Source organism: Bartonella sp. AC535YNZD (assembly GCF_042196625.1).
GTDB lineage: Bacteria > Pseudomonadota > Alphaproteobacteria > Rhizobiales > Rhizobiaceae > Bartonella.
In genome coordinates, this window is record NZ_JBHIQP010000004.1 from 71,403 (window position 1) to 94,442 (window position 23,040).

The 23,040-nt window shown below is 37.4% G+C and carries 18 protein-coding genes; 10 read left to right on the plus strand and 8 right to left on the minus strand.

Translation table 11 applies throughout. The features are described from left to right. Positions 1-769 precede the first annotated feature (769 nt). Positions 770-919 (plus strand): hypothetical protein, encoded by a 150-nt coding sequence (locus ACFIM8_RS03940; RefSeq protein ID WP_375606664.1) that lies wholly within the window; start codon positions 770-772, stop codon positions 917-919. 281 nt (positions 920-1,200) lie between these two features. Here the strand turns inward: ACFIM8_RS03940 and ACFIM8_RS03945 are convergent, their stop codons facing one another. The 5 genes from ACFIM8_RS03945 to ssb form a co-directional block, all read right to left on the minus strand. Next, positions 1,201-1,713, minus strand: coding sequence for a peptidylprolyl isomerase (locus ACFIM8_RS03945; protein ID WP_375606665.1), 513 nt, complete (start codon positions 1,711-1,713; stop codon positions 1,201-1,203). An 18-nt stretch (positions 1,714-1,731) separates the two neighbouring features. Beyond that, on the minus strand, positions 1,732-2,325 hold the full coding sequence (locus ACFIM8_RS03950; protein ID WP_375608383.1) for a peptidylprolyl isomerase: 594 nt from the start codon (positions 2,323-2,325) through the stop codon (positions 1,732-1,734). Further along, positions 2,315-2,833, minus strand: coding sequence for a pantetheine-phosphate adenylyltransferase (gene coaD, locus ACFIM8_RS03955; protein ID WP_375606667.1), 519 nt, complete (start codon positions 2,831-2,833; stop codon positions 2,315-2,317). The genes ACFIM8_RS03950 and coaD overlap by 11 nt, the downstream gene beginning before the upstream one ends. A 24-nt stretch (positions 2,834-2,857) precedes the next feature. Further along, complete coding sequence (gene gyrA / locus ACFIM8_RS03960; RefSeq protein WP_375606668.1) at positions 2,858-5,641, minus strand: DNA gyrase subunit A; 2,784 nt, start codon at positions 5,639-5,641, stop codon at positions 2,858-2,860. A gap of 241 nt (positions 5,642-5,882) precedes the next feature. Next, positions 5,883-6,389 (minus strand): single-stranded DNA-binding protein, encoded by a 507-nt coding sequence (gene ssb, locus ACFIM8_RS03965; RefSeq protein WP_375606669.1) that lies wholly within the window; start codon positions 6,387-6,389, stop codon positions 5,883-5,885. A gap of 330 nt (positions 6,390-6,719) precedes the next feature. Here ssb and uvrA point away from each other — a divergent pair, with 330 nt between their 5' ends. From uvrA to ACFIM8_RS03985, 4 genes are all read left to right on the plus strand, one after another. Continuing rightward, on the plus strand, positions 6,720-9,635 hold the full coding sequence (gene uvrA, locus ACFIM8_RS03970; RefSeq protein WP_375606670.1) for an excinuclease ABC subunit UvrA: 2,916 nt from the start codon (positions 6,720-6,722) through the stop codon (positions 9,633-9,635). 1,052 nt (positions 9,636-10,687) lie between these two features. After that, entirely contained in the window at positions 10,688-11,026 is a 339-nt protein-coding gene (locus ACFIM8_RS03975) for a P-II family nitrogen regulator (protein WP_375606671.1), read from the plus strand. Between the two features lie 59 nt (positions 11,027-11,085). After that, the gene (gene glnA / locus ACFIM8_RS03980; RefSeq protein ID WP_375606672.1) at positions 11,086-12,495 is read left to right on the plus strand and encodes a type I glutamate--ammonia ligase; all 1,410 of its coding nucleotides are present in this window, start codon (positions 11,086-11,088) and stop codon (positions 12,493-12,495) included. Positions 12,496-12,651: 156 nt separating this feature from the next. Then, on the plus strand, positions 12,652-13,197 hold the full coding sequence (locus tag ACFIM8_RS03985) for a hypothetical protein (protein WP_375606673.1): 546 nt from the start codon (positions 12,652-12,654) through the stop codon (positions 13,195-13,197). Between the two features lie 375 nt (positions 13,198-13,572). On the opposite strand, the gene ACFIM8_RS03990 is transcribed toward ACFIM8_RS03985, so the two are convergent. Further along, the gene (locus tag ACFIM8_RS03990) at positions 13,573-14,355 is read right to left on the minus strand and encodes an ATP12 family chaperone protein (protein ID WP_375606674.1); all 783 of its coding nucleotides are present in this window, start codon (positions 14,353-14,355) and stop codon (positions 13,573-13,575) included. A gap of 819 nt (positions 14,356-15,174) precedes the next feature. Between ACFIM8_RS03990 and ACFIM8_RS03995 the strand changes: the two genes are divergently transcribed. Beyond that, a complete protein-coding gene (locus tag ACFIM8_RS03995; RefSeq protein WP_375606675.1) occupies positions 15,175-15,330 on the plus strand; it encodes a hypothetical protein in 156 nt (51 codons plus the stop codon). Here ACFIM8_RS03995 and ACFIM8_RS04000 read toward each other — a convergent pair. Beyond that, on the minus strand, positions 15,324-15,527 hold the full coding sequence (locus tag ACFIM8_RS04000; protein ID WP_375606676.1) for a hypothetical protein: 204 nt from the start codon (positions 15,525-15,527) through the stop codon (positions 15,324-15,326). The two genes, ACFIM8_RS03995 and ACFIM8_RS04000, sit on opposite strands and share 7 nt — an antisense overlap. Positions 15,528-15,559: 32 nt before the next feature. On the opposite strand from ACFIM8_RS04000, the gene ACFIM8_RS04005 reads away from it, so the two are divergent. The 4 genes from ACFIM8_RS04005 (at position 15,560) to ACFIM8_RS04020 (ending at position 18,521) form a co-directional block, all read left to right on the plus strand. After that, complete coding sequence (locus tag ACFIM8_RS04005) at positions 15,560-16,078, plus strand: hypothetical protein (protein WP_375614546.1); 519 nt, start codon at positions 15,560-15,562, stop codon at positions 16,076-16,078. Between the two features lie 42 nt (positions 16,079-16,120). After that, the gene (locus ACFIM8_RS04010; RefSeq protein ID WP_375606678.1) at positions 16,121-16,318 is read left to right on the plus strand and encodes a hypothetical protein; all 198 of its coding nucleotides are present in this window, start codon (positions 16,121-16,123) and stop codon (positions 16,316-16,318) included. Positions 16,319-16,398: 80 nt separating this feature from the next. Then, a complete protein-coding gene (locus tag ACFIM8_RS04015) occupies positions 16,399-17,262 on the plus strand; it encodes a DMT family transporter (protein ID WP_375606728.1) in 864 nt (287 codons plus the stop codon). Then, a complete protein-coding gene (locus ACFIM8_RS04020; RefSeq protein WP_375614547.1) occupies positions 17,259-18,521 on the plus strand; it encodes an acetyl-CoA carboxylase biotin carboxylase subunit family protein in 1,263 nt (420 codons plus the stop codon). Before ACFIM8_RS04015 ends, ACFIM8_RS04020 begins: the two co-directional genes overlap by 4 nt. Before the next feature lie 1,222 nt (positions 18,522-19,743). Here the strand turns inward: ACFIM8_RS04020 and ACFIM8_RS04025 are convergent. Continuing rightward, positions 19,744-22,497, minus strand: a complete 2,754-nt coding sequence (locus ACFIM8_RS04025) for an autotransporter outer membrane beta-barrel domain-containing protein (protein WP_375614548.1) — start codon at positions 22,495-22,497, stop codon at positions 19,744-19,746. Positions 22,498-23,040: the final 543 nt, after the last annotated feature.

The following is a 23,040-nucleotide window of genomic DNA, read 5'->3' on the forward strand; positions in this document are numbered from 1 at the left end:
TAAGTACAATAAAATAGGCTATTCATACTCAAATTACATCGAACAAACCGTATTAAGATGTAAAAGCCAAACTTTGATAGAATATCCTATTAACGACAATATTTAGAAACAGCATCAATACATTGATTTATAATAATAATTCATTTCTATATGTTGAATGAAGGGATAGCTTCTCTTATTGTAAATCTGTATACGTTAAAATAACTAAAATCATTTTCTTGCACATCACAAGAGAGATTAACGTGTAAATAAAAACACTAAAAAAAAGCACTTTTTTAAGATTCTCACATACTGTAGCTTATCATCGGGTTTTGCATCAATTTATTTTTTTCAAATGATTTTTAAGGGGCTCTCAAAGGGTCTTCAAAGGCGGTTTTCTGGGATTTCACAGACTTTTTAAAAATCTTCAAAGGATTTTAAAAGATCTTTCAAAGCCTTTTATCATTTTTGCTCCAAAATTCCAAATTTCGTTATTTTTAGCTCTTTTTGGCAATTTCAAATGTCAAAATCCATTTTGACAAAATACGCATTTAATGCTAAATTTTATACATAAAATAGTAAATTATCACGTATTCCTAACTAATCCCACCTCTTCCCACTTACTGCGAAACTTACTGTCAAACTACACATACCAAAGGCTCTGTTATAACATTGGAGGCTGAAAAAAGCATATGATGATACTGGCTTGCTCCTTCACAAGCATAAAGATGAGGGAGTTTAAATGAATGTTGGAATAGACTGAGAGATGTTTCTTTAAAAAAGCGCGTAAATGCGTAACTCTATTTGGGGCGCTCTATTCCACGTAATGAGTGTTCCTCTTATTAAAAAACAAGAGGAACCAAAGCATAAGGCAATGCGTCATCTTCATTATTTAAAAGACATTGCTTTAGATACTTTTGAAAAAGTAAAGCTGAATTAAAAAGGAGAGAGCAAGATGAGCCTTTTATTTTCATCTTTACGTCTTCCACCCAATTGAGCGGTCTCTTCGTTCGAGAAAACACCCAAACAAATCACAACCTTTCCCCAATACAGCAAACAAAATTCTCTAAATCCATAAATTAAAAGAAACTTGGTAGAAAGAATAAAGGCATAGCAGCTGAACTCTGTTAGGAATTTAAGCTGTAATCACTGATCACCACCCTATATCAGATAGGAGAATTTTCTCTTAGCAACTTACAATTGAAACCAGTATAATTTATACTATTCTACATCCGCAGCAATAATGGCTTTGGTAATTGAATCTGGGTCTGCAACAGGTTCACCACGTTTAATTTTATCAACATTTTCCATACCTTCAACAACCTGCCCCCATATGGAATATTGACGATCAAGCCACGGAGCATCTGCAAAACAAATAAAAAACTGAGAATTAGCAGAATTTGGATTCTGACTCCGTGCCATAGAAACTGTACCACGCTTATGAGAAAGATTTGAAAACTCTGCTGTTAAATTTGGTTTTTCTGCCCCCCCCATACCAGCACGTGATAAATTGAATTTTTCACCATCCTTCTTTCCAAATTGCACATCTCCAGTCTGCGCCATAAAGCCATCAATAACGCGATGAAAAATAACATTATCATAAGCACCTTCACGGACAAGTTCTTTGATACGTGCAACATGACAAGGCGCTAAATCAGCAAAAAGCTCAATAACAACTCTGCCCTTTGTTGTTTCAAGAATTAAAGTATTTTCCGGATTTTTATCCTCAATCATATGAAAAGCTCCTTTGCTTCATCTATCAACTTGTAAAGTAGCAGCATTAATAACATCTGGATTTTCTACAGATCCATTATTACTTGTGGTACCTTTTTTAATTTTATCAACAACATCCATCCCCTTTATTACTTCCCCAACAACCGTATACTGACCATTTAAAAAAGCAGCATCATCAAAACAAATGAAGAACTGAGAATTCGCGGAATCTGGATCTTGTGAACGTGCCATCCCAACAGTACCACGCTTAAATGGCTGCTTTGAAAACTCAGCCGGTATATTGGGATAATTTGATCCCCCCATACCAACGCGTTTCAGATCAAAATCTCTACTGCCTTTTTTTCCAAATTCTACATCACCAGTTTGCGCCATAAAGCCAGGAATTACACGATGAAACACAACATTATTATAGGCCCCCTCCTCTGTTAATCTTTTGATTTGCGCAACATGTTTTGGCGCCAAATCAGGACGCAGGCGAATAATGACATCACCATCTTTGAGAGATAAAACAAGAAGGCTTGAATCACTCGCTGGACTAGAATTACCAGCGACAGCGGACAATGAAAAAAAACAAAATACACATATCAAAACAGCAAAAATTCTACGAAACACACTTATTCTCCTCTAAAGACTGGAATTTCGAGCGCAAAGCTTGTGCAACATTGGGCGGCACAAATGGTGTCACATCACCTCCCATAGAGGCAATTTGACGTACCAATGTAGACGTTATCGCACGCCCAGAAACACTTGCGGGCAAAAAAACAGTTTGCAATTCAGGAGCCAGAATGCCATTCATCCCTGCCATTTGCATTTCATAATCAAGATCAGTACCATCACGTAATCCGCGAACGAGAAATGAAGCACCAACTTCACGTGCCTTGTCAATGAGAAGGTTATTAAATGAAAGAACCTGCAACCGATTAGAATCTGCACCGAAAAAGTCTTTCCCTACTTGGGTAATAAAACCAACACGCTCTTCAAAGCTAAAGAGTGCTTTTTTGTCACCCTGTATACCTATAGCGACGACCACCTTATTAGCTAACACAAAACACCCTTTTAAAACATCAAGATGACCGTTTGTAAGAGGATCAAACGAACCTGCGTAAAGAGCAATTTTCATGATTTTACTCCTTCCTCTTAAAAATTACTTTTCTTCGCTCATATCAATCGTATCAGAATACTTCTCACCTTCATCATCCAATGAACTCGTATCATCTTCAGGCTCAGAAATACGTTCAACCGATACGACTCTTTCACCTTTGGCTGTATTAAAAATTGTGACTCCCTTAGTTGAGCGCCCAGCAGTACGAATTCCCTCAACAGGGACACGAATAAGCTGCCCCCCATCTGACACCAACATAATTTGGTCTTGCGCCTTCACCGGAAAAGCCGCTACTAATTTACCAATTTCAGCTGTTTTAGATGGATCTGTTGCACGAATCCCTTTTCCACCACGCCCCGAAATCCGGAACTCATAGGAAGAAGAACGTTTACCATAACCAAATTCACTCACTGTTAAAAGCATTTGTTCACGTGCATGAAGTTCTGCATAACGTTCATCTGTTAACTCTGTTTCAACACCCCCATCTTCATCATCCAGAATGACAATATCTTCAACATCAGCATCTGCACCAGCAGCACGCCGCTCATTCATGACACGTTTAATATAAGCAGAACGTTCAATGGACGTTGCCTCGACATGCTCTAAAATTGTCATTGAAATGACTTTATCGCCTTTAGCCAAATTGATACCACGAACTCCCACAGAATTACGCCCCGCAAAGACACGCACATCAACAACTGGAAAACGGATACACTGTCCATTCGCTGTTGTTAGAACGACATCGTGATGTTCTGTACAAGTTTCGACAGAAAGAATTTCATCTTCCTCATCAAGTTTCATTGCAATTTTACCATTACGGTTAACCTGAACAAAATCTGACAACTTATTACGACGCACAGTTCCACGTGTTGTCGCAAACATGACATCCAATGCGCTCCAGCTTGCTTCATCTTCAGGCAAAGGCATAATTGTCGTAATGCGTTCACCTTGTTGTAAGGGAAGCATATTGATCAAAGCCCGCCCACGTGATTGCGGTGTACCTAGCGGTAAACGCCAAACTTTCTCCTTATAAACAATCCCACGTGATGAAAAGAAAAGAACCGGAGTATGCGTATTGGCGACAAACAACCGTGTTACAAAATCCTCATCCTTCGTGGACATACCAGAACGCCCTTTACCACCACGACGTTGCGCACGATAGGTATTAAGAGGTACGCGCTTAATATAGCCACTATGGCTCACCGTTACGACCATATCCTCTGGCGCGATCAGATCTTCACTCTCCATCTCAGCGCTACCAAAACCAAATACGGTACGTCGCGGTGTTGCAAATTCCTCACGCAGAGCACTCAACTCGTCCTTAACAATACCCATAATGCGTACGCGCGATGCTAAGATATCAAGATAATCAGCAATATCCACACCAATTTTATTCAATTCATCAGCGATTTCATCACGTCCAAGGGCTGTCAATCGTTGCAAACGCAATTCTAAAATAGCACGTGCCTGTTCTTCAGAGAGATTATAAGTACCATCCTCGTGGATAATATGACGAGGATCATCAATAAGTTTAATCAAAGGCGCGACATCCATCGCTGGCCAACGTCGTTCCATTAATTGTGTACGTGCTGTCTGTGGATCAGGAGCTTTGCGAATAAGCGCTATAATTTCATCAATATTGGCAACTGCAAGGGCAAGACCAACCAAAACATGGGCCCGCTCACGCGCTTTACGCAAAAGATATTTTGTTCGCCGACTGACAACTTCTTCCCGAAAAGAAACAAATGCACGAAGCATATCAAGCAACGTCATTTGTTCGGGTTTTCCCCCATTCAACGCAACCATATTACAACCAAAGGAAGTTTGCAGCGGCGTATAACGATATAATTGATTTAAAACAACTTCCGCAACAACATCTTTTTTCAACTCAATAACAACGCGATATCCATCACGATCCGATTCGTCACGTAAATCAGAGATTCCCTCAATGCGTTTATCGCGCACCAATTCGGCCATTTTCTCAATCATTGTGGCCTTATTAACTTGATAAGGGATCTCACTCACAATAATTGCCTGCCGACCACTACGAATTTCTTCAATATCAACTTTAGCACGCATAATAATTGAACCCCGCCCTGTTTCATAAGCTGAACGGACACCAGAGTGGCCAAGGATAATACCCCCTGTAGGAAAATCCGGACCAGGAATAATTTCAATTATTTTATCGAGTGTGATATCAGGATTATCAATCAAAGCAATACAACCATCAACGACTTCACCAAGATTATGGGGAGGAATATTGGTTGCCATTCCCACAGCAATTCCCCCTGACCCATTAACCAAAAGATTGGGAAAACGTGCTGGCAAGACAACCGGTTCACGCTCACGCCCATCGTAATTATCCTGAAAATCAACAGTATCTTTATCAATATCAGCTAAAAGTTCTTCTGAAACTTTTTCTAAACGACACTCAGTATAGCGCATAGCTGCAGGTGGATCACCATCAACGGAACCAAAATTCCCCTGACCATCAATCAATGGATTTCTCAAAGAGAAGTCCTGCGCCATACGCACCAAAGCATCATAAATTGAAGCATCACCATGAGGATGGAATTTTCCCATAACCTCACCAACAACACCAGCAGATTTACGATACGACTTATTGAAAGAAAGCCCCATCTCATTCATAGCATGAAGGATACGTCGATGAACAGGCTTAAGACCATCACGGACATCAGGGAGTGCACGCGAAACAATCACGCTCATCGCATAATCGAGATAGGAGCGTTGCATTTCATCAATAATACTGATTGGTTCAATACCGGTCAGCACATCACGTTCTGGGTGTGGAGTAAGATCGGTCACAATTTAAAAACTTTCAAAAAAGAATCATTTCACTTTATTTATATCGGTTTATATCGAAAAATACACAAAAATGCTAATTTCTCTCCCATAACAAAAAAGAAATTTAACAATATTTTTCAAGATGTTATTAATTTATATTTTAAATTACCAATAATAATTAACAACTTTCACTTTGCTAAACTTCAAAAATCTAAAACAAACAAACCATAAAGCAATCATAATACTGCAATTTTAAAGCCTCTTAAAAAGGAACATCATCATCTAATTTGTGTGAAAAACTTTCTCCTAATTGGTTATTATTTTGACCAAAAGTATTTCTTTGATTTGAACTACTATTAGCAAAGTCACCACTGTAACTCCCCCCTTGACTTGCTCCCTGCTCTCCACCCGCTGCTCCGCGCCCATCAAGCATTTGTAATTCACCACGGTATTTTTGCAAAACAACCTCTGTCGTATAACGGTCATTTCCATTTTGATCTTGCCATTTTCGTGTCTGTAACTGCCCCTCAATATAAATTTTGCTCCCCTTTTTTAAATATTGCTCTGCAACTTTGACAAGGTTTTCATTAAAAATAACAATACTATGCCACTCAGTGCGTTCTTTTCGCTCATTTGTATTCCGATCGCGCCAACTTTCTGAAGTAGCAATACGCAGATTTGCCACTTGATCACCAGAATTCAAACGGCGGATTTCAGGGTCCGCACCAAGATTACCAATTAAAATAACTTTATTAAGGCTACCAGCCATCGCATAAACTCCAAAATTTTAATTTGTAAAATACTCTGTTCTATAACAGTTATAACCATCTTGACCTTCAATTTACATGTCGCAATTGACCATCAATATAGGTATTGCTATCCTTTACCAATATTGTATTCAGTGTAATTATAACAAAAGATGATAAAAACGCATAGTTTATTCCACCTCGAGAGAATAAAAAGCTGCTTATTTGTATTTTCTTCACAAAACTTATACCTTCCTTTTGCATTAAAGCAGTTAAACACATTGTAATTCTAAAAAAACAGTTTTATTCCATTTTAGGTGCTCAATTTTTGCCACATATGCCAAGGATAAAGTATGACTCATCAAAAATATATCTCCATTCGCGGTGCACGTGAGCATAACCTTAAAAATATTGATCTCGATCTGCCTCGTGATAAACTCATTGTTATAACAGGACTTTCTGGATCAGGGAAATCATCCTTAGCGTTTGATACAATTTACGCTGAAGGACAACGTCGCTATGTCGAAAGCCTTTCGGCCTATGCACGCCAATTTTTGGAAGTCATGCAAAAACCCGATGTCGACCGCATAGACGGTCTCTCTCCCGCTATCTCCATTGAACAAAAAACAACCAGTCGCAATCCTCGTTCAACGGTAGGTACCGTTACTGAAATCCACGATTACATGCGTCTTCTCTTTGCCCGTATTGGCATTCCTCATTCTCCTGTGACAGGACTTCCTATTGAAAGCCAGACAGTAAGCCAAATGGTGGATCAAATTATGTCCTTACCAGAAGGAACGCGAATTTTTATTATGGCCCCTTTGGTGCGAGGACGAAAGGGAGAATATAAAAAAGAGCTAACAGAACTTTTAAAAAGAGGATTTCAACGCGCTAAAGTTGATGGAAAATTCTATGAAATCGCTGATATTCCACCTCTTGATAAAAAATATAAACACGACATCGATGTCGTGGTAGACCGCATTGTTGTACAAAAGGATATCACCTCTCGTTTAGCTGATAGTATAGAAACCTGTTTACAGCTAGCAAATGGGCTTGCCATTGCTGAAATGGCAGACCAACCCTTAGCACAAAAAGAAACGACAAAGGAATCTGCTCATAAATCAAAAAATGATACACACAAACGGCTCATTTTTTCAGAAAAGTTTTCCTGCCCTGTATCGGGTTTTTCTATTCCTGAAATTGAACCACGCCTTTTTTCGTTCAATAATCCTTTTGGCGCCTGTCCTCTCTGCGATGGACTGGGCATAAAAAAAGCAATGGATCCACTGAAAATTGTGCCCAATAAAAATCTTACCCTCAAGAATGGCGCCATTGCCCCTTGGGCTAAATCAGATTCACTTTACTATAAACAAACCTTAGAAGCATTAGGAAAAGCTTACGGTTTCAAACTCACAGATCAATGGTGTGAACTCTCTAATGAAGCACAACAGGCTATTCTTTACGGTACAAAAAGAGATGAAATTTCTTTTATCTATAAAAATAATTCTGGTTCGCATAAAACGACCCAACCTTTTGAAGGAATCATCCCTAATATGGAGAGACGCTGGAAAGAAACCGATTCTGCTTGGTCTCGAGAAGAAATCGAACGTTATATGTCTTCTTCGCCCTGTCCGGCTTGTCACGGTTATCGTTTAAAACCAGAGGCACTTGCTGTAAAAATCAACGGAATGCATATTGGGCAAATATCAGATCTTTCCATCTCACAAGCAGATGATTGGTTTGCCAATGTTCATCAATATCTCACAGAAAAACAACGTAATATCGCCGTACGTATTTTAAAAGAAATTCGTGAACGTTTGGCTTTTTTAAATCATGTAGGATTGGAATATCTTACCTTGTCTCGAAATTCAGGAACGCTTTCAGGGGGAGAAAGCCAACGTATTCGATTAGCATCTCAAATTGGTTCTGGTCTTACAGGCGTTCTTTATATTTTAGATGAACCATCTATCGGTTTACACCAACGCGATAATGAACGCCTTTTGGAAATGCTGCAGCATTTGCGCAATCTTGGCAATACAGTTATTGTCGTTGAACATGATGAAGATGCTATTCTCACGGCAGACTATGTTGTCGATATGGGGCCGGCCGCGGGCGTTCATGGTGGAAAAATCGTAGCACAAGGAACACCGCAGGAAATTATAGAAAATTCAGCCTCTCTCACAGGCCAATACCTTTCAGGAAAAATGGCTGTTAGAATGCCAACAGAACGGCGTAAAATATCAAAATCGAAAACACTTAAAATCATCGGTGCCAAAGGCAATAACCTCAAAAATATCAATGCAAACATCCCTCTTGGAACCTTCACATGCATAACTGGTGTTTCTGGAGGAGGAAAGTCAACATTTCTTATTGAAACGCTTTTCAAAGCAGCATCACATCATATCATGGGCTCTCATCACAGCCCTGCCAGCTATGACAAAATTGAAGGACTAGAATTTCTTGATAAAGTCATTGATATCAACCAGTCCCCTATTGGACGCACCCCACGCTCTAATCCCGCAACCTATACAGGTGCTTTTACACCGATTCGTGAGTGGTTTGCCGATCTTCCAGAATCAAAAGCCCGCGGTTACAAAGCTGGGCGTTTTTCATTTAATGTTAAAGGAGGACGTTGCGAAACATGTCAAGGTGATGGAGTCATCAAAATTGAAATGCATTTTTTACCTGATGTCTATGTTACTTGCGATGTCTGTAAAGGAAAACGCTATAACCGAGAAACACTAGAAATAAAATTCAAAGGACAGTCTATAGCCGATATTTTGGATATGACAATTGAAAAGGCAGAAGAATTTTTCCAAGCTATTCCCGCTATTCATAATAAAATGGAAACTCTCATTAAAGTAGGATTGGGTTACATAAAAGTAGGACAGCAAGCAACCACACTTTCTGGTGGGGAAGCACAACGTGTAAAACTTGCGAAAGAACTTTCTCGTAAAACAACGGGACGTACACTCTATATTTTGGATGAACCGACAACAGGTTTACATTTTCATGATATTTCCAAACTTCTTGAAGTGCTTCACGAACTAGTCGAGCAAGGCAACACAGTCATCGTCATTGAACATAACCTTGATGTTATAAAAACAGCCGACTGGATTATTGATTTAGGACCAGAAGGTGGAGATCGCGGTGGAGAAATCGTTGCAATTGGACGCCCTGAAGACATTATTAAAATTCCCGCTTCCTATACAGGAAAATTTCTAAAAGATGTTTTACTGCGCCCATCCCTCTATAATTCCAATTCTTAAAAATGCTTCCCCTTATAAAATACAGCATACGAACAAAGCCTGTACTTTTATTGTTACCTGTAAACCAACACCTAATTCCAGTGGTGCAACATGTTGGAAGCAAAGACTAAAAACAATTTAGCGCTTTATAAGCTGTTTTATTTTAGTTTTTGTATTGTCAAATAGCGGCAAACATATTGCATAGCTCTATTGGGTGTAATCTCTGAAACGAGAAGACAACCTAATTTTGAAAGGATATGAAGTTTTAAGGGTATAAACCAGTTTCCATCTTTACCCTCCCCTTTTAATTCATCTTTACGATTTTCAAAAACATCTACAGCAATATTTTAAAAAGAATGAAGATTGCGCATTGCTTCACGCTTTTGTTTATCGCATTCTTTAATGAGATCTCGCTCCTCACGAAAAACAAAACGCCCCAAATAGAATATATTTGCGTTGCCAATTCACACGCTTGTTTTAAAAAATATTTTTCAACACTCCCAAATCCAGTTCACGACATCACCTGAGAATGGTAAATTAATTATTATACACCACTATCTTTGTGCTTTTAAGCAAGTGCAAACTAACACCTTCATTTCCAATATTTGCGCTCTCCCCTAATCTCTAATATTGTAATAACCTTTGGTTATCGAGAGCTTTCATAAAAAGCATTTATATTCCTTTTTCAAATGTTTTTATCCACACACTCATATCTCTTGATATACAAGGATATAACTTTGATGAGACGATCTAAAATGAGAAAATCTTACGCTATTAGAATTCCTCATGCCATATAGAAAACGTCTAATTATCCTTATAAGTCAATGCATTATCCCCCAAAAAGGAAGCAAACTCTCTTAATGATATTATTTTGATTCGCTTATAAGGATTATAAGTTTTTTCCAAAACAATAATATTTCACTTTAATTTTACAAAAGAAGCGCCTCTCCAAGAATATATAGTATCATCATTTCCGACTTTTTGTGCACAAAGTATCTGTTGGACATCTTACAGTTGTCAATATAATGTGATGCAGTCTAAAAAGACAAAATAACGTTGGAGATAATTTCAGCATGAAAAAAATTGAAGCCATTATAAAACCTTTCAAACTTGATGAAGTGAAAGAAGCGCTTCAAAAAATTGGGTTACATGGTATTACAGTAACAGAAGCGAAAGGTTTTGGTCGTCAAAGGGAACATACAGAACTTTATCGTGGGACGAAATATGTTGTTGACTTTCTCCCTAAAGTAAAAATTGAAATTGTCGTGTCCGATGACAAACTGGAACAAACTGTTGATGCAATACGTAAAGCAGCCCAAACTAAACATATAGGAGATGGAAAAATATTTGTCTTTTCCATTGATGATGCCATTCGTATAGGGACTGACGAAACTGGGATCGATGCCCTTTAATAGATAACGAAAAAATTAGTCTTTTTATCCACCTCAACGCCACATTAAGGAAATTGAATATGACAACCGCATCAGATATTATCAAACAGATTGCAGACAACGAAATCCGTTTTGTTGATTTACGTTTTACTGATCCACGAGGAAAATTGCATCACATCACAATGGATATCGCAGAAATCAGCGAGGATACTTTTAGTGATGGTGTTATGTTTGATGGCTCTTCAATTGCTGGTTGGAAAACAATTAATGAATCTGACATGGTTTTAATGCCAGATCCAGCAACAGCACATATTGATCCTTTTTTTGCTCAATCTACTTTGGTCATATTTTGTGACGTACTTGACCCTGTCTCTGGTGAATTTTATCGTAGAGATCCTCGTTCTATCGCCAAAAGGGCTGAGGTTTATATGAAATCTTTAAACATTGGAGATACAATCAATGTGGGTCCAGAAGCAGAGTTTTTTATCTTTGATGATGTGCGCTATAAAACGGACCCTTACAACACAGGGTTTAAACTCGATTCAAGTGAACTTCCCTCCAATGATGATACGGAATATGAAACAGGAAATCTAGGGCATCGCCCACGAATAAAGGGAGGCTACCTTCCTGTTCCGCCAATTGATTCTTGCCAAGATATGCGTTCTGAAATGCTCACAGCACTCAAAGATATGGGTGTACAGGTCGAAAAACACCATCACGAAGTAGCAGCGGGCCAACATGAATTGGGTATTCGTTTTGATACACTTGTTCGCGAGGCTGACAAGATGCAAATTTTTAAATATGTTGTACATCAAATAGCAAACAGTTATGGGAAAACAGCAACCTTCATGCCAAAACCAGTTTTTGGTGATAACGGCTCTGGAATGCATGTCCACATTTCCATTTGGAAAGATGGCAAACCCATTTTTGCAGGAAATGAATATGCTGGACTATCAGAAACCTGTCTGTTTTTTATCGGTGGTGTTATTAAGCACGCAAAAGCAATAAATGCTTTTACCAACCCATCCACAAACTCCTATAAACGTTTGGTTCCTGGTTATGAAGCTCCTGTTCTTCTTGCCTATTCAGCACGTAATCGTTCTGCATCTTGCCGTATTCCAATGAGCTCCTCACCAAATTCAAAACGCGTAGAAGTTCGTTTTCCAGACCCAACAGCAAATCCCTATTTGGCATTTGCAGCCCTTTTAATGGCTGGTCTTGACGGTATCAAAAACAAAATTCATCCCGGACATGCTATGGATAAAGATCTTTATGATCTTCCCTTAAAGGAACTTAAAGAAATCCCTACTGTTTCAGGAAGCCTGCGTGAAGCGCTTGAAGCACTTGACAAAGATCGTGGCTTTCTTAAAGCTGGCGACGTTTTTGATGATGATCAGATTAATTCCTTCATTCAAGTAAAGATGCAAGAAGTCTTGCGTTACGAAACAACACCCCATCCTGTTGAATTTGATATGTACTATTCTGTTTAAACAATTAATACGCATTCTTTTGATTTTAAAAATGGAGGCAAAAGCCTCCATTTTTGTGGATATTCGTCTCATGCAAAAGCGCAAGAGGCTTTTTGCTCATCCGCTTTTCCTTTATAATGTGTTGAATCTCTTCAAATGAATTAACAAAGGTTTCTAATGCCGCGAATTTGTTTTCTCGTTCCCGTTCTTTTATGCATTGTCTTTATCACATCAACAACTAAAGCACATACAATAACCAACCAAAAGCTTACAACTCTTGAGAAAGCAACATCTGCTTATAGTAAAGCACTTAAAAATGCCGATGCAAATGCCATCTTAAATGCTATTCCTCCCCAAATCATCAACCGCTTAACCGCCAAAAAAAATCTTAATCAATCACAATTTCTACAAATCATGAAAAGCCAAATAGAACGGTTGGCAGAAAGTTACAAGATTGAAACAATCAACATTGATCAAAAACAAAAACGTGAAGGGACACTTGATAATGGCATTCCTTATTTTGTTATACCCGTGGAGCTTGTAACCGCAACAAATGCTGGAAAAAAATGCTCTATTCAAACTGAAATTATTGCCCTCCTTCACGATAATGAATGGTATTTTATCCGTGGTAATGACGAAGCAATCTTAAACATAACCAATGAAATATTTCCTGGACTTGAAAAAGTAAAAATCAATCCTCTCAAAATCACAAAAATAATGTAACAGCAAAAACAACACATTGATTTATAAATGAATTAGAAAGCTAAATATTGTAAAATTCTCTCATTTCAAATCTGTGTATATTGAATCAATAAAGACCATTTCCTTGCGCGTCAAAAACGGGGCTAGCATATGAGTAAAAACTGTACAAGAAAGAACTAAAAATGCCTCTTATGAACCCTCTCAAATACCAAGGACTGTTCGCAACACCTACGAGCTGGTAAAGTGTATGATGGTACTGGCTTGCTTCTTCACAAGCGTAAAGATGGTGGTGTTCAATGGCTTTATCGTTATACCATTCATGGTTGTCACCGTGAAATGGGCTTGGGTACTCTTTGAGAGATGTTTCTTTAAAAAGCCCAAGGAAATAAAGAAATCTTATAAACATACTGTAGCAATTGTAACCGCAGCATTAAATTCAACTTTTTTATGAGCACGGCGTGCTATTGTTTCTTTATCCGTTCCCCATTGTTCCATCATCCAATCTTCATCTAAATGGGCAATAGACCATGCATGATCAGCATCAATCTTTCCCGCAGCAACCGCAAGAGCAATGAGAGCAGATCCCGTTAAGGTCGTCATCAGATGAAGTGCAGCAAGCATATAAGGAGATTCAACTCTACGTAAATAATTACTGACTGCTTGAAGTGCTTCTGGTGATTGTTCCACATGCATTAGCCCTTCTGTCAAATAAAATCGCGCCCCCAATTTTTCTTCTGCCCAATCTAATAAAGGATCCCACTGTTTAGATTGTTTTTGCACCAGCTCTTTAGGTGTCTGCGCACGATAAAAGATCATATCACATACAACGAAACGCAATAAATCTTCAAACACAGCCTGCATATCATCAGCGATACCATCAATAACTGTGTTAACCAAACGCGTCATCGGCATTTTTGCAGGATCAACAACGTGCTTTTGGCTCTCAAATTCCTGAGCAACGAATTCAGCAAACACTTGCGTTGGCACATAAAAATGACGCCTTGCGGGCGTCTTAACAGAACGTTCATCTAATAAGATAGTAAAACCTCTTTCCTCACAAGCAATTTTCACTTGTTTATAAAATCGTTTTGGGTGTGATTGGCATGAAAGATTTTGAGTCTGTTGAACAGAAATCTTTTTATTCAATGGCATATCAAAATGATCCAAAATCTCACGCATATTGTTTACCTCTGATCTTTTCAAGAAAGAGACTATTTTTTCTAAGTTTTATATATTTTAATAAGATTTAATCCACCCTTCCCACACCTCAAAGAAGGAAAAAGATTCTTGCCAACCTCACTCTAATTTAAGAATCATATTTCATCTTTCTTTCACAAACAAGCCAATGGTGATACCTTTTCCTATATTCAATACAGTTACAACTGTAGAATATTTTTTAAAAATATTATTTTAATTAAAAAGTTAAATATATTGAATGAGATGGTAAAAGCAATCGTGTTTTAACACTCTGTTCGTTATCCACCTACAATAGTGCACTCGATACGAACAGCTAAAAAATACTTTTTGCAAAATTTTAAAGTAGAAAAAAGCTTATTATCCCCAAAAGAACAGTGTGCTTTACACATCATCAACCTTTGCTTCACCATTCCAATAATTCTCTAACATATCCAATAAACACCCCCTGCATAGAATCTTTTCTCCCTAATAACTCCCCTAAATAACGATATTTTATGGCAATAGGGCAATGACAAGACAAAATTATAATCGTAGCGACTCGTCCTACTCCGCAATCTCTGGTAGCTCATCAATATGACAAAGTATTTGCCAACAGCAATGCTGATGCAGCCGTTCTTTGTAAGGCTGAAAAAGCCGATGCTAGTATCACAACATCGGTTGCAGCAAACCGTTATAAGCTGAATATTATGAAAAATTTTGGACAAGTGCCAATGGCTTTCTTGCTCCATTCGCTAAAGTCAGCTCATTATAAAACAATCTGAAGCTCCTCTTTCTATTGTTAACTTGGTTGACAAATTCCGTATGCGTCAAGAACGAGATGGGAGCATTAAGGAACCAACTTCAGCAGATAGTGATATAATCAATGAATTGATCACTCTACTCAATCATCATGCAGATATAATTGACGGATTATCTCCGGAACTTTTGGTGACCACTTCTGATGATCTTCATCAGTGAATGCTCAGCGGTTTAACTACCCCTCCTAAACTTGATAACACCTTGACTGCTTTCAAAGCGCCATTAACAGATGCTCCCCTATTTTTCTTGGCTCCAATGCGTGCAACAAATGGTCCCGATCCAGAAGGATTCCGACTGGAATTAGACAGGATATCGTCATGAAACGGACTATCTTGCCGACGCCTCAAAATATACAAAGGATTATGTATCACCTTTTCAATGTATAAAAATGGGAAGAGCATCAAAAGGTTTTTTAGAAGGCAATTACATTGTTTTATTCCCAAAATCTGTGCAACTGCTAAAAAAATTGACAAACAAGCATTTGCTTTGTTTGTTCAGCAAACTCTTTGATATTTACAACAAGCAAACAATTGTGAAAGCTGAAAATTTACTCGGTCGAGATAGTAAATTCCTGTTCAGTCAATTGCATAGTCGTAACTTATCTAAAGAAGACATTTACGATGTTCACTGTTTATGGGGGTATTATCATGACTATGCACATCATACTGGACCGCAACCATTAGATAAGAATCTGTATATAAAATTAAATTGGTTTACAGATCTTCTAGAAGAAATTAAAGTTAACTTAGTTACAGTGCGTATTATGCTAGAAGACTGTTCAAAGTTTTGGAAAGAAATAACTGAATTTATCCTCTTAGAACGCATATTTCGTTATCCAAAAGATTCTGATCAGCATATAACATTCGATGCTGGTACAGGGATCTTGCTTTTTGAAATATTGATGTGAAACAAAGCATTGATTGAAACGGATCAAGGAGGTATCTTTAATTTGGAGCATCTCAAACAAGTAATAGCATTGATGATTGCAGCTATAGAAGCACTTGAAGCATTAGATGATGATGCTTATTTGGCAGGAGCTAAGGATTATATCCAAGATAATCTTGGAAAACCACAGACCTCAAAGTCACGATTTAACTTTTCAACATCATCTTATGCACAGTACATTATTGTGGGATTAAATCATTGAGTTTCTTAAAAGGACGGTTATTCCTATTTACCTTTGCTATTCTAGCATTGTTTTCCATAAGTTGGTTATTATCTAAGAATTTGGTTAGCAATATACCCGTCATGTATGCAGTTGGACTTAGGTTGTTTGCCACTGCTGCCACCTTATGGTTAATTGCACTATTTCGTGAGAAAGCCGTTTTCAGATCCCTACCATTGCTTTCCATGATACCTGCTTTTTTTATTCTCTCAGTGTTAGGATTTTCGCTGTATTTTGTATGCAGTTTTGGTGCATTAAAATCACTCAAAGCTAGTGATTTAACCATGGTGCTCGCTACTATTCCAGGGATTACTTATATATTAGGTGCATTGACAAATGTCCTTAAATTCTCATGGCTGAAGCTTAGTGGAGTGATAATTGTCAGTGTAGCAGCTGTAGCATTCAATATAAACAGTGGAGAAGGTGGATATTATAACCTGATAGGAGTAGGTCTTGCCTTAACAGCAGCACTTTCTTACTCTGCTTATGGCTTATTGTCTAAACGTTATCTTAAACATTTACCTTTGCTCACCTCACTGGCTTGGATTACAACAATTTCTGCCGCATCATTTATGCCATTATTCATTTTTGATCCTGCCCCACTCTTATATCTTAAGTTAGAAGATGTATTTAAGATATTGATTTTAGGAACTATTTGCTCGGCACCAGTTTACGTTTTATACCAAAAAGTTTTAGCTGAGGGAGGTGTATTATACGCCAACACTATTGGCGTATTATCCCCTTTTGCAGTGGTTACATGTGAATGGATAATCGGCTCGAGCCCTTCTCTCAACATTATCAAAATAATTGCTATGATGATGGCTGTTATAGGAATGACATTCTTATTTATAGATGCATCAAAGGTATCTGGATGGCAACAAAAACGTCGTGCCACAAATTCCAAATTTAATAAGGAAACAAAATGAAAAAACTCGCGTTAGTTTGCCAGCGCAATACAAAGCTCCCGTTTATATTTGAAGCAGCACAAGCAGCTAATATCGAATTAGTAATGATCTATGATACCGCTGAAAGCGCTCCTATTCAACACCCCGCAGCAGTCAGTGAAACTTGGCAACTTCCTGTTTTTGATAAGCCAGAGGCAGCTCTAGACGCTTTTGCAGTAGGCGTAAAAGAACGCAATATTGCTGGGGTTATGACCCTTCGCGAAGAAGCCATTCTATGGACAGCTTTGGCTGCCAAAAAAATCAACACTCCAAGTATTGAACCAGAAGTAGCAGCATTAACCAGAAACAAATATCTCATGCGTCAAGCTTTTGCTAAAGCAGGCTTAAGAACACCAAAATTTCTGTATATAGATAATCCAGAAGACCTATCACAAACACAAACCTTAGACTATCCGCTCGTTATTAAACCCGTCTCTGGATGGGCGAGTACAGGCGTCATGTTAGCTAAAAATCCTGAAGAATTTTCTAAGCTCATCAAAGCTGTATGGAATATTCAGCATAAAGATATGGCACGTTTTAATGATAAAAATAAACCTGTAGGTTTAATTGTAGAACAATATTTGCCAGGAAAAGAATTTGTCGTAGAATGTTTTGTTGATACAGCAGGTGTGCATGTTTTAGCCGTTGGCGACAAAGGACAACCTGAAGGACCATGGTTTGAAGAAACAATTTATCGTCAACGCTGTGATATAGATGATCCTTTAATTATTGCTTTATGTGAGGCTGCATGCTCTGGAGTCAAAGCTCTTGGTATAAATATGGGGGCTGCCCGTGTAGAGCTACGCCTAGATGCTAATAATTTACCTTATATCATTGAGATCGGCGCTCGTATAGGTGGGTCAGGTGTCTCCCATTTTATTGTAGAACAAGGTACAGGAATTTCATTTGCAAAACTCTGTATGAATGCCGCTTTAGCTGAACAAAATTTAGATCTTCCTGATGTCCTCCCAGCTAAAAAAGTGGCTGCAAATTATATTATTCCTCTTCATGGGTATGGACGCTTCTCTGGATTTTTAGGTCTCGATAAGGTCGTACAACATCCACAAACTAGCAGAACTATCATTTTCTTTGAAACGGATCATATTTCACCACCTCCACCAGCATTTGGTGGATATCCTGGCTTTATTTTCTCTGTTCATGCCTCAAACAAAGAAGCGTGCAATTACCATAAATGGCTTGATGACACTTTAAGCATCATATGGCAAAATACTGACTTATAAAAACAATTTATTGTTTTGCATGTTGAATGAGCGTTCCCAATATTGAAGAACTCTCTCATCCCAACCCTGTTTATATTAAATCAGTCAAAACAATTTTCTTACACGTTACAAAAGGAGTAAAAATGCCTCTTATGCATCATCTTACGACAAGAGCTGTAGCAAAAAACATTGGAGGCTGGCAAAGTGTGTGATGGTGCCAGCTTGTTACTTCATAAGCGTAAAGATGGGAGGCTCAATGGATTTACCGTTAGACCATTCAAAAATGCCGTCGCGAAAGGACTTTTGGAACGTTGAGAAAACTTCTTAAAACAAGCGCGTAAAACTGCACCCACTGGAAATACCATATTTATCAATAAGCCGATAAAGATATTTCTTTTATCCTTTTCAAAACCTAATGATTGAGGAAGCGATGATCTACTTTTACACCCCATTTTAATAGACTCTCTTCAATATCTCCATATTTCAAATCATAAAGAAAACTTGTCATCGACTTTTTCGATATGATCAACCTCTTCTCCCCCCGCCTCAAAGAAAGCAGAAAATCTTACCACTTTCACTCTGATTTAAAAGTTATATTTCATCTCTATTTAACAAACAAAACAACGGTCTTATTCATCTATTCAGCAACAATTCTAACAATTTCTTCAAAGGATTTATCTTGATTTTAAAATTGAAGATAGTGAATCTTATGGTGAAAGGAAGCACACTTTGCCACTTTTCTTATTCCCCACTTACAATAATACACTCGATTCCAAAGCTTCAAAAACGCTTTTTGCAAAATTTACAAGTAGAAAAATGCCCATTATCCATGAAACTATAGAGTTGTGCATTCTTTCCCTTCACATATCCTTAAAAGCAAAGGCTCTCAATCAGCACAAACAATATTCCCCTGCCTTTTTTCATGCCTGATATCAGCATACCTTACACAACGGTGTTTTATGGCATAATAAGATAACAATGCTGTTCTTTTAAAAAGATGATAACGAAGGTATCCCAAATATTTATAGCCAAAACAAGACAAAAAAATTTAAAATCTAATAGACCAATTTTTTAAAAGCATTTAAGAAATGCTATACTCAATAAAAATAAATCAACGTGATACTTTCATATTTATTAAAGCACATGGGACTATTGTTAAAAAATTCTGCACAAACAATGGTTTTAGTTCTCGACAACAGAACAAGATTTTGAAAATCACATTTATTATTTTTAAAAAGAGTGATTAAAAATGATAGCGCAATCCACCAGAAAAACGAACTCCAGAAAAACCCGCCTTTGTTAACGTATGCTGATAGCCAAGATCACTGTAAAGTGTAACTTTAGAAGAAAACTGTGAATTGACACCCAAGCCAACCTCTAAGGAAGAACCAAAAGAACTCAACTGGAAAACATCTTTAAAATGAACAAATTTTTCTTTATCAAAACAATGAGTAAGATGAATATTGCCATAAAAAGAAGTGATACGATCCTTTTCAGATGCTGAAAATGTTTTATTTAAACGCCCACCGATACGCACCAACCATTGACCTATTTTTTTCATCTCAACATCAAATCCATCAATATCACGAAACTTATTAAATTGAAGATGTTGATAAATAAGCTGAAGTTGCGGATCAAAAATAAGATCTTCATATCCTGTCATAAACACTTTACCAGCAGAAAAGGAAACGTTCAAAGGACTTGCTTTTAATGTCGCCGTCTTACCCCAAGCATGGGTAAGCACATCCCCTTTAAACAAACCATAAGATAAAAGACCATCTACATAAAAACCAGTGTTGTTTTCCACACTAGCGTATGCCGTAAATGACCATTTATTAAACGTACTCTTTTGGCTTCGTTCCACGTTACGAGGTTGTAAGGAAAGCTTTCCATAGGTTCCCATAATCCCAAAAAATGTCGTACTATATGCGCTTTCTATTGTTTTGAGCAAAATATCTGTTTTTATAGCGTTATAATCAACATGACCATCGTACCCATATTTAAGTGTAGAAAGATCTGAGACATAACGATAACGCCCACCATAACTGTGAATAGATAAAGCAAAATTCTCTTCGTTTTTTAACAATTTACGAGAAATATACCGCGTAGCTTGCAACTGTTTTTGTTGATGACGAATATCCATGAGTCCAACATGAAACAAAGCATTTGGTAACAAAAGATAGGTCGGAACTTGTGGAACAACCTCTCTGACCTTTAACTCAGAAGGGGGAATAGCAGACACCTCTAAAACAGGCTGAATATATTTACTTTCAAGGCGGAAATCCCAAAAGTCTCCATCTCCTTCAACCAATCTTTGAGAAGTTTGTGCATTTCCAAGAGAAGAATTCGGACCATAAGCATGAAGATAATATTGGTAAGGCAAACCCTCTAATGCAATATAAGCACGATCTAACTGAAAAGAATCTTCTGCCGCTTTTCCAGAAACCTGAATAAGTGAAATACTATGAGCCTTTTCACCGGTTGCTATCTCCCCCTGATTTCCTGGAACAAATTGCACATAAACTGTGGTTTTCCCAGAAACATCACCATGTATCAAAAGTCGGTCAGTCTGTTTATTATCAAGCAAACCATCACGACTGAGATGTGTATTGAGATAAATATCTGCACTATCTTGCGCACTATAAACTTCTTTCTCTCCCTTCCCAATATAAAGTGTCTGATACTCCTGAAACATTGGCGTTTCAAAAGCAATCAAACTATCAGAAAGTTTTACAAATGAAATAAATGAACTTGTACGGTTTGCAATATGTGAATCTATCGCCCTTCTTTTTGTTACGAACCATTTTGATCCTCCTGTTAAATAAAGCTCAGCAATAGAACCATCAGCAACACGAGTTCCTCCTATCAATGAAGAAGAATCAGCCAAAATCGCTACAGCCCCCCCCTTTTCAGCTGTTAATAATAAGTCACCAAAAATTTTTGTGCCTTCTGTTACTGCAATATAACTACGACTGTTATGACTATGAATAGCTGTTCCATCTGCAACCTCAAAAACCGTCCTTTTCAAAAAAACTAGTCCTTGTTCGTACGCATTGTTCCCTCCCCCCATCTCAAAATGCATACCATGTTTGTTACCGATTGCCTTAATTGTTGAATCTTCAATATTAACCCGCGAAATTAAAATATTTTCATCCCAGCCAACATTGGATTGTGCCTTAGAATCTTGTCCAACCATTAAAACATGAACATTTGTAGAAACAATATTAGTCTTCTTCAAATAAACAGAACCACGCTGGTCTACATTGAAAACTGTATACGCAATTTTTTCATTTGTATTTTCTTTATCTTCTGTTTTTTGACGTTTTGAAGTAATGGTAACATCATCTAAAGTTGCATTTCCCCTTATACCCACATAAAGTGCAGCGGCATCATTTACATCAATAAATCCACCCGTCATCTGAATGGCCGCATCAGCACCAACGAAAAGAGCACTCTCTCGACCAATACCCTGACCTTCTACTTTAATTTTTGTATTCGTTAACCTAACAGCTGCTTCTTGCTTCTCTGCATAAGCAGCTATATGAGAAGCTTCAATTGTTCCACGATTGACCTCAATTATTCCACTATCAGCTTTAAGACCTACTGATACATTTTTAAAAGCTGAATCGCTTAAAACAATTCTTCCCCCTCGTGATACAACAGCACCATAAATATCTTCTATACCTGAAATTCCTTCAACCTCTACACGCATTGCCTGAATAACTGTATTAGGCTCCTGTACTACTATAGCAGCAGGCAATATGAGAGAACTACCTTCCCCATTCTTTTCTTTAACAGGTGCAATGAACTTATATATTTTATCACTAATTGTATGCTTTGCACCATCTCTGCATTCATAAGGTAATTTGTTTTCATCACATGACAGTAATACAAATGAACGAGAATGTGCCTCAATATTTGTGTTTAACAAAAAAGAAAAAATAGCAGCCGTAAAAACACACGAATATAAGCGATTTTTAGATACCATGCTTATCATTATTTTCAAAACTTTCTTTTTCTCAACAAACACAAAAAATGCCGGTAAAAAATAAACCATACATTAAATACGATAAGAATAAAACAAACAAAGTTATTTTACTATTTTACTGATAAATGACATCATTTCATAATATGTTTTGTATTTTATGTAAAGAAAGAACAAAAAACTTAATAATACCATTTAGGATTACGCTCTCTTAAAGAACTAATCCCCCAATTGCTGAGAATGGCAACACAAAGTGTCGGAAAAATAATCTCAAAAAAACTTGAAGAAAGGCAAACTTTGGAGAGATATAATCTTAAATTTCTTTCACTACCCAAAAATAAAAATACAATAAAATGAGAATAATTGTTAAGATTTAAAAACTCAAAATGTCTTAATAAAAACACAACACTATGAAATAAACTATACAAAAGTTATAATTGCACCATTTCTTCTACAACAAAAACCTAAGGAAATGCTCACTAGCGTATAAGTTAATGTAGGTATCTAATTCTATATAAAAGCTGTAAACTACCTAGTGAAAAAATTGAATAAATT

Excerpts from the sequence above, each read along its gene's own strand:
- ACFIM8_RS03940 (WP_375606664.1), top strand. The coding sequence starts at position 770 with ATGCGTAACTCTATTTGGGGCGCTCTATTCCACGTAATGAGTGTTCCT.
- coaD (WP_375606667.1), bottom strand. The coding sequence starts at position 2,833 with ATGAAAATTGCTCTTTACGCAGGTTCGTTTGATCCTCTTACAAACGGT.
- ACFIM8_RS04005 (WP_375614546.1), top strand. The coding sequence starts at position 15,560 with ATGGGAAGAGCATCAAAAGGTTTTTTAGAAGGCAATTACATTGTTTTA.
- ACFIM8_RS04025 (WP_375614548.1), bottom strand. The coding sequence starts at position 22,497 with ATGATAAGCATGGTATCTAAAAATCGCTTATATTCGTGTGTTTTTACG.
- ACFIM8_RS03985 (WP_375606673.1), top strand. The coding sequence starts at position 12,652 with ATGCCGCGAATTTGTTTTCTCGTTCCCGTTCTTTTATGCATTGTCTTT.
- ssb (WP_375606669.1), bottom strand. The coding sequence starts at position 6,389 with ATGGCTGGTAGCCTTAATAAAGTTATTTTAATTGGTAATCTTGGTGCG.
- ACFIM8_RS03990 (WP_375606674.1), bottom strand. The coding sequence starts at position 14,355 with ATGCGTGAGATTTTGGATCATTTTGATATGCCATTGAATAAAAAGATT.
- ACFIM8_RS04020 (WP_375614547.1), top strand. The coding sequence starts at position 17,259 with ATGAAAAAACTCGCGTTAGTTTGCCAGCGCAATACAAAGCTCCCGTTT.
- ACFIM8_RS03995 (WP_375606675.1), top strand. The coding sequence starts at position 15,175 with ATGCGTCAAGAACGAGATGGGAGCATTAAGGAACCAACTTCAGCAGAT.
- ACFIM8_RS03945 (WP_375606665.1), bottom strand. The coding sequence starts at position 1,713 with ATGATTGAGGATAAAAATCCGGAAAATACTTTAATTCTTGAAACAACA.
- uvrA (WP_375606670.1), top strand. The coding sequence starts at position 6,720 with ATGACTCATCAAAAATATATCTCCATTCGCGGTGCACGTGAGCATAAC.
- ACFIM8_RS03975 (WP_375606671.1), top strand. The coding sequence starts at position 10,688 with ATGAAAAAAATTGAAGCCATTATAAAACCTTTCAAACTTGATGAAGTG.
- glnA (WP_375606672.1), top strand. The coding sequence starts at position 11,086 with ATGACAACCGCATCAGATATTATCAAACAGATTGCAGACAACGAAATC.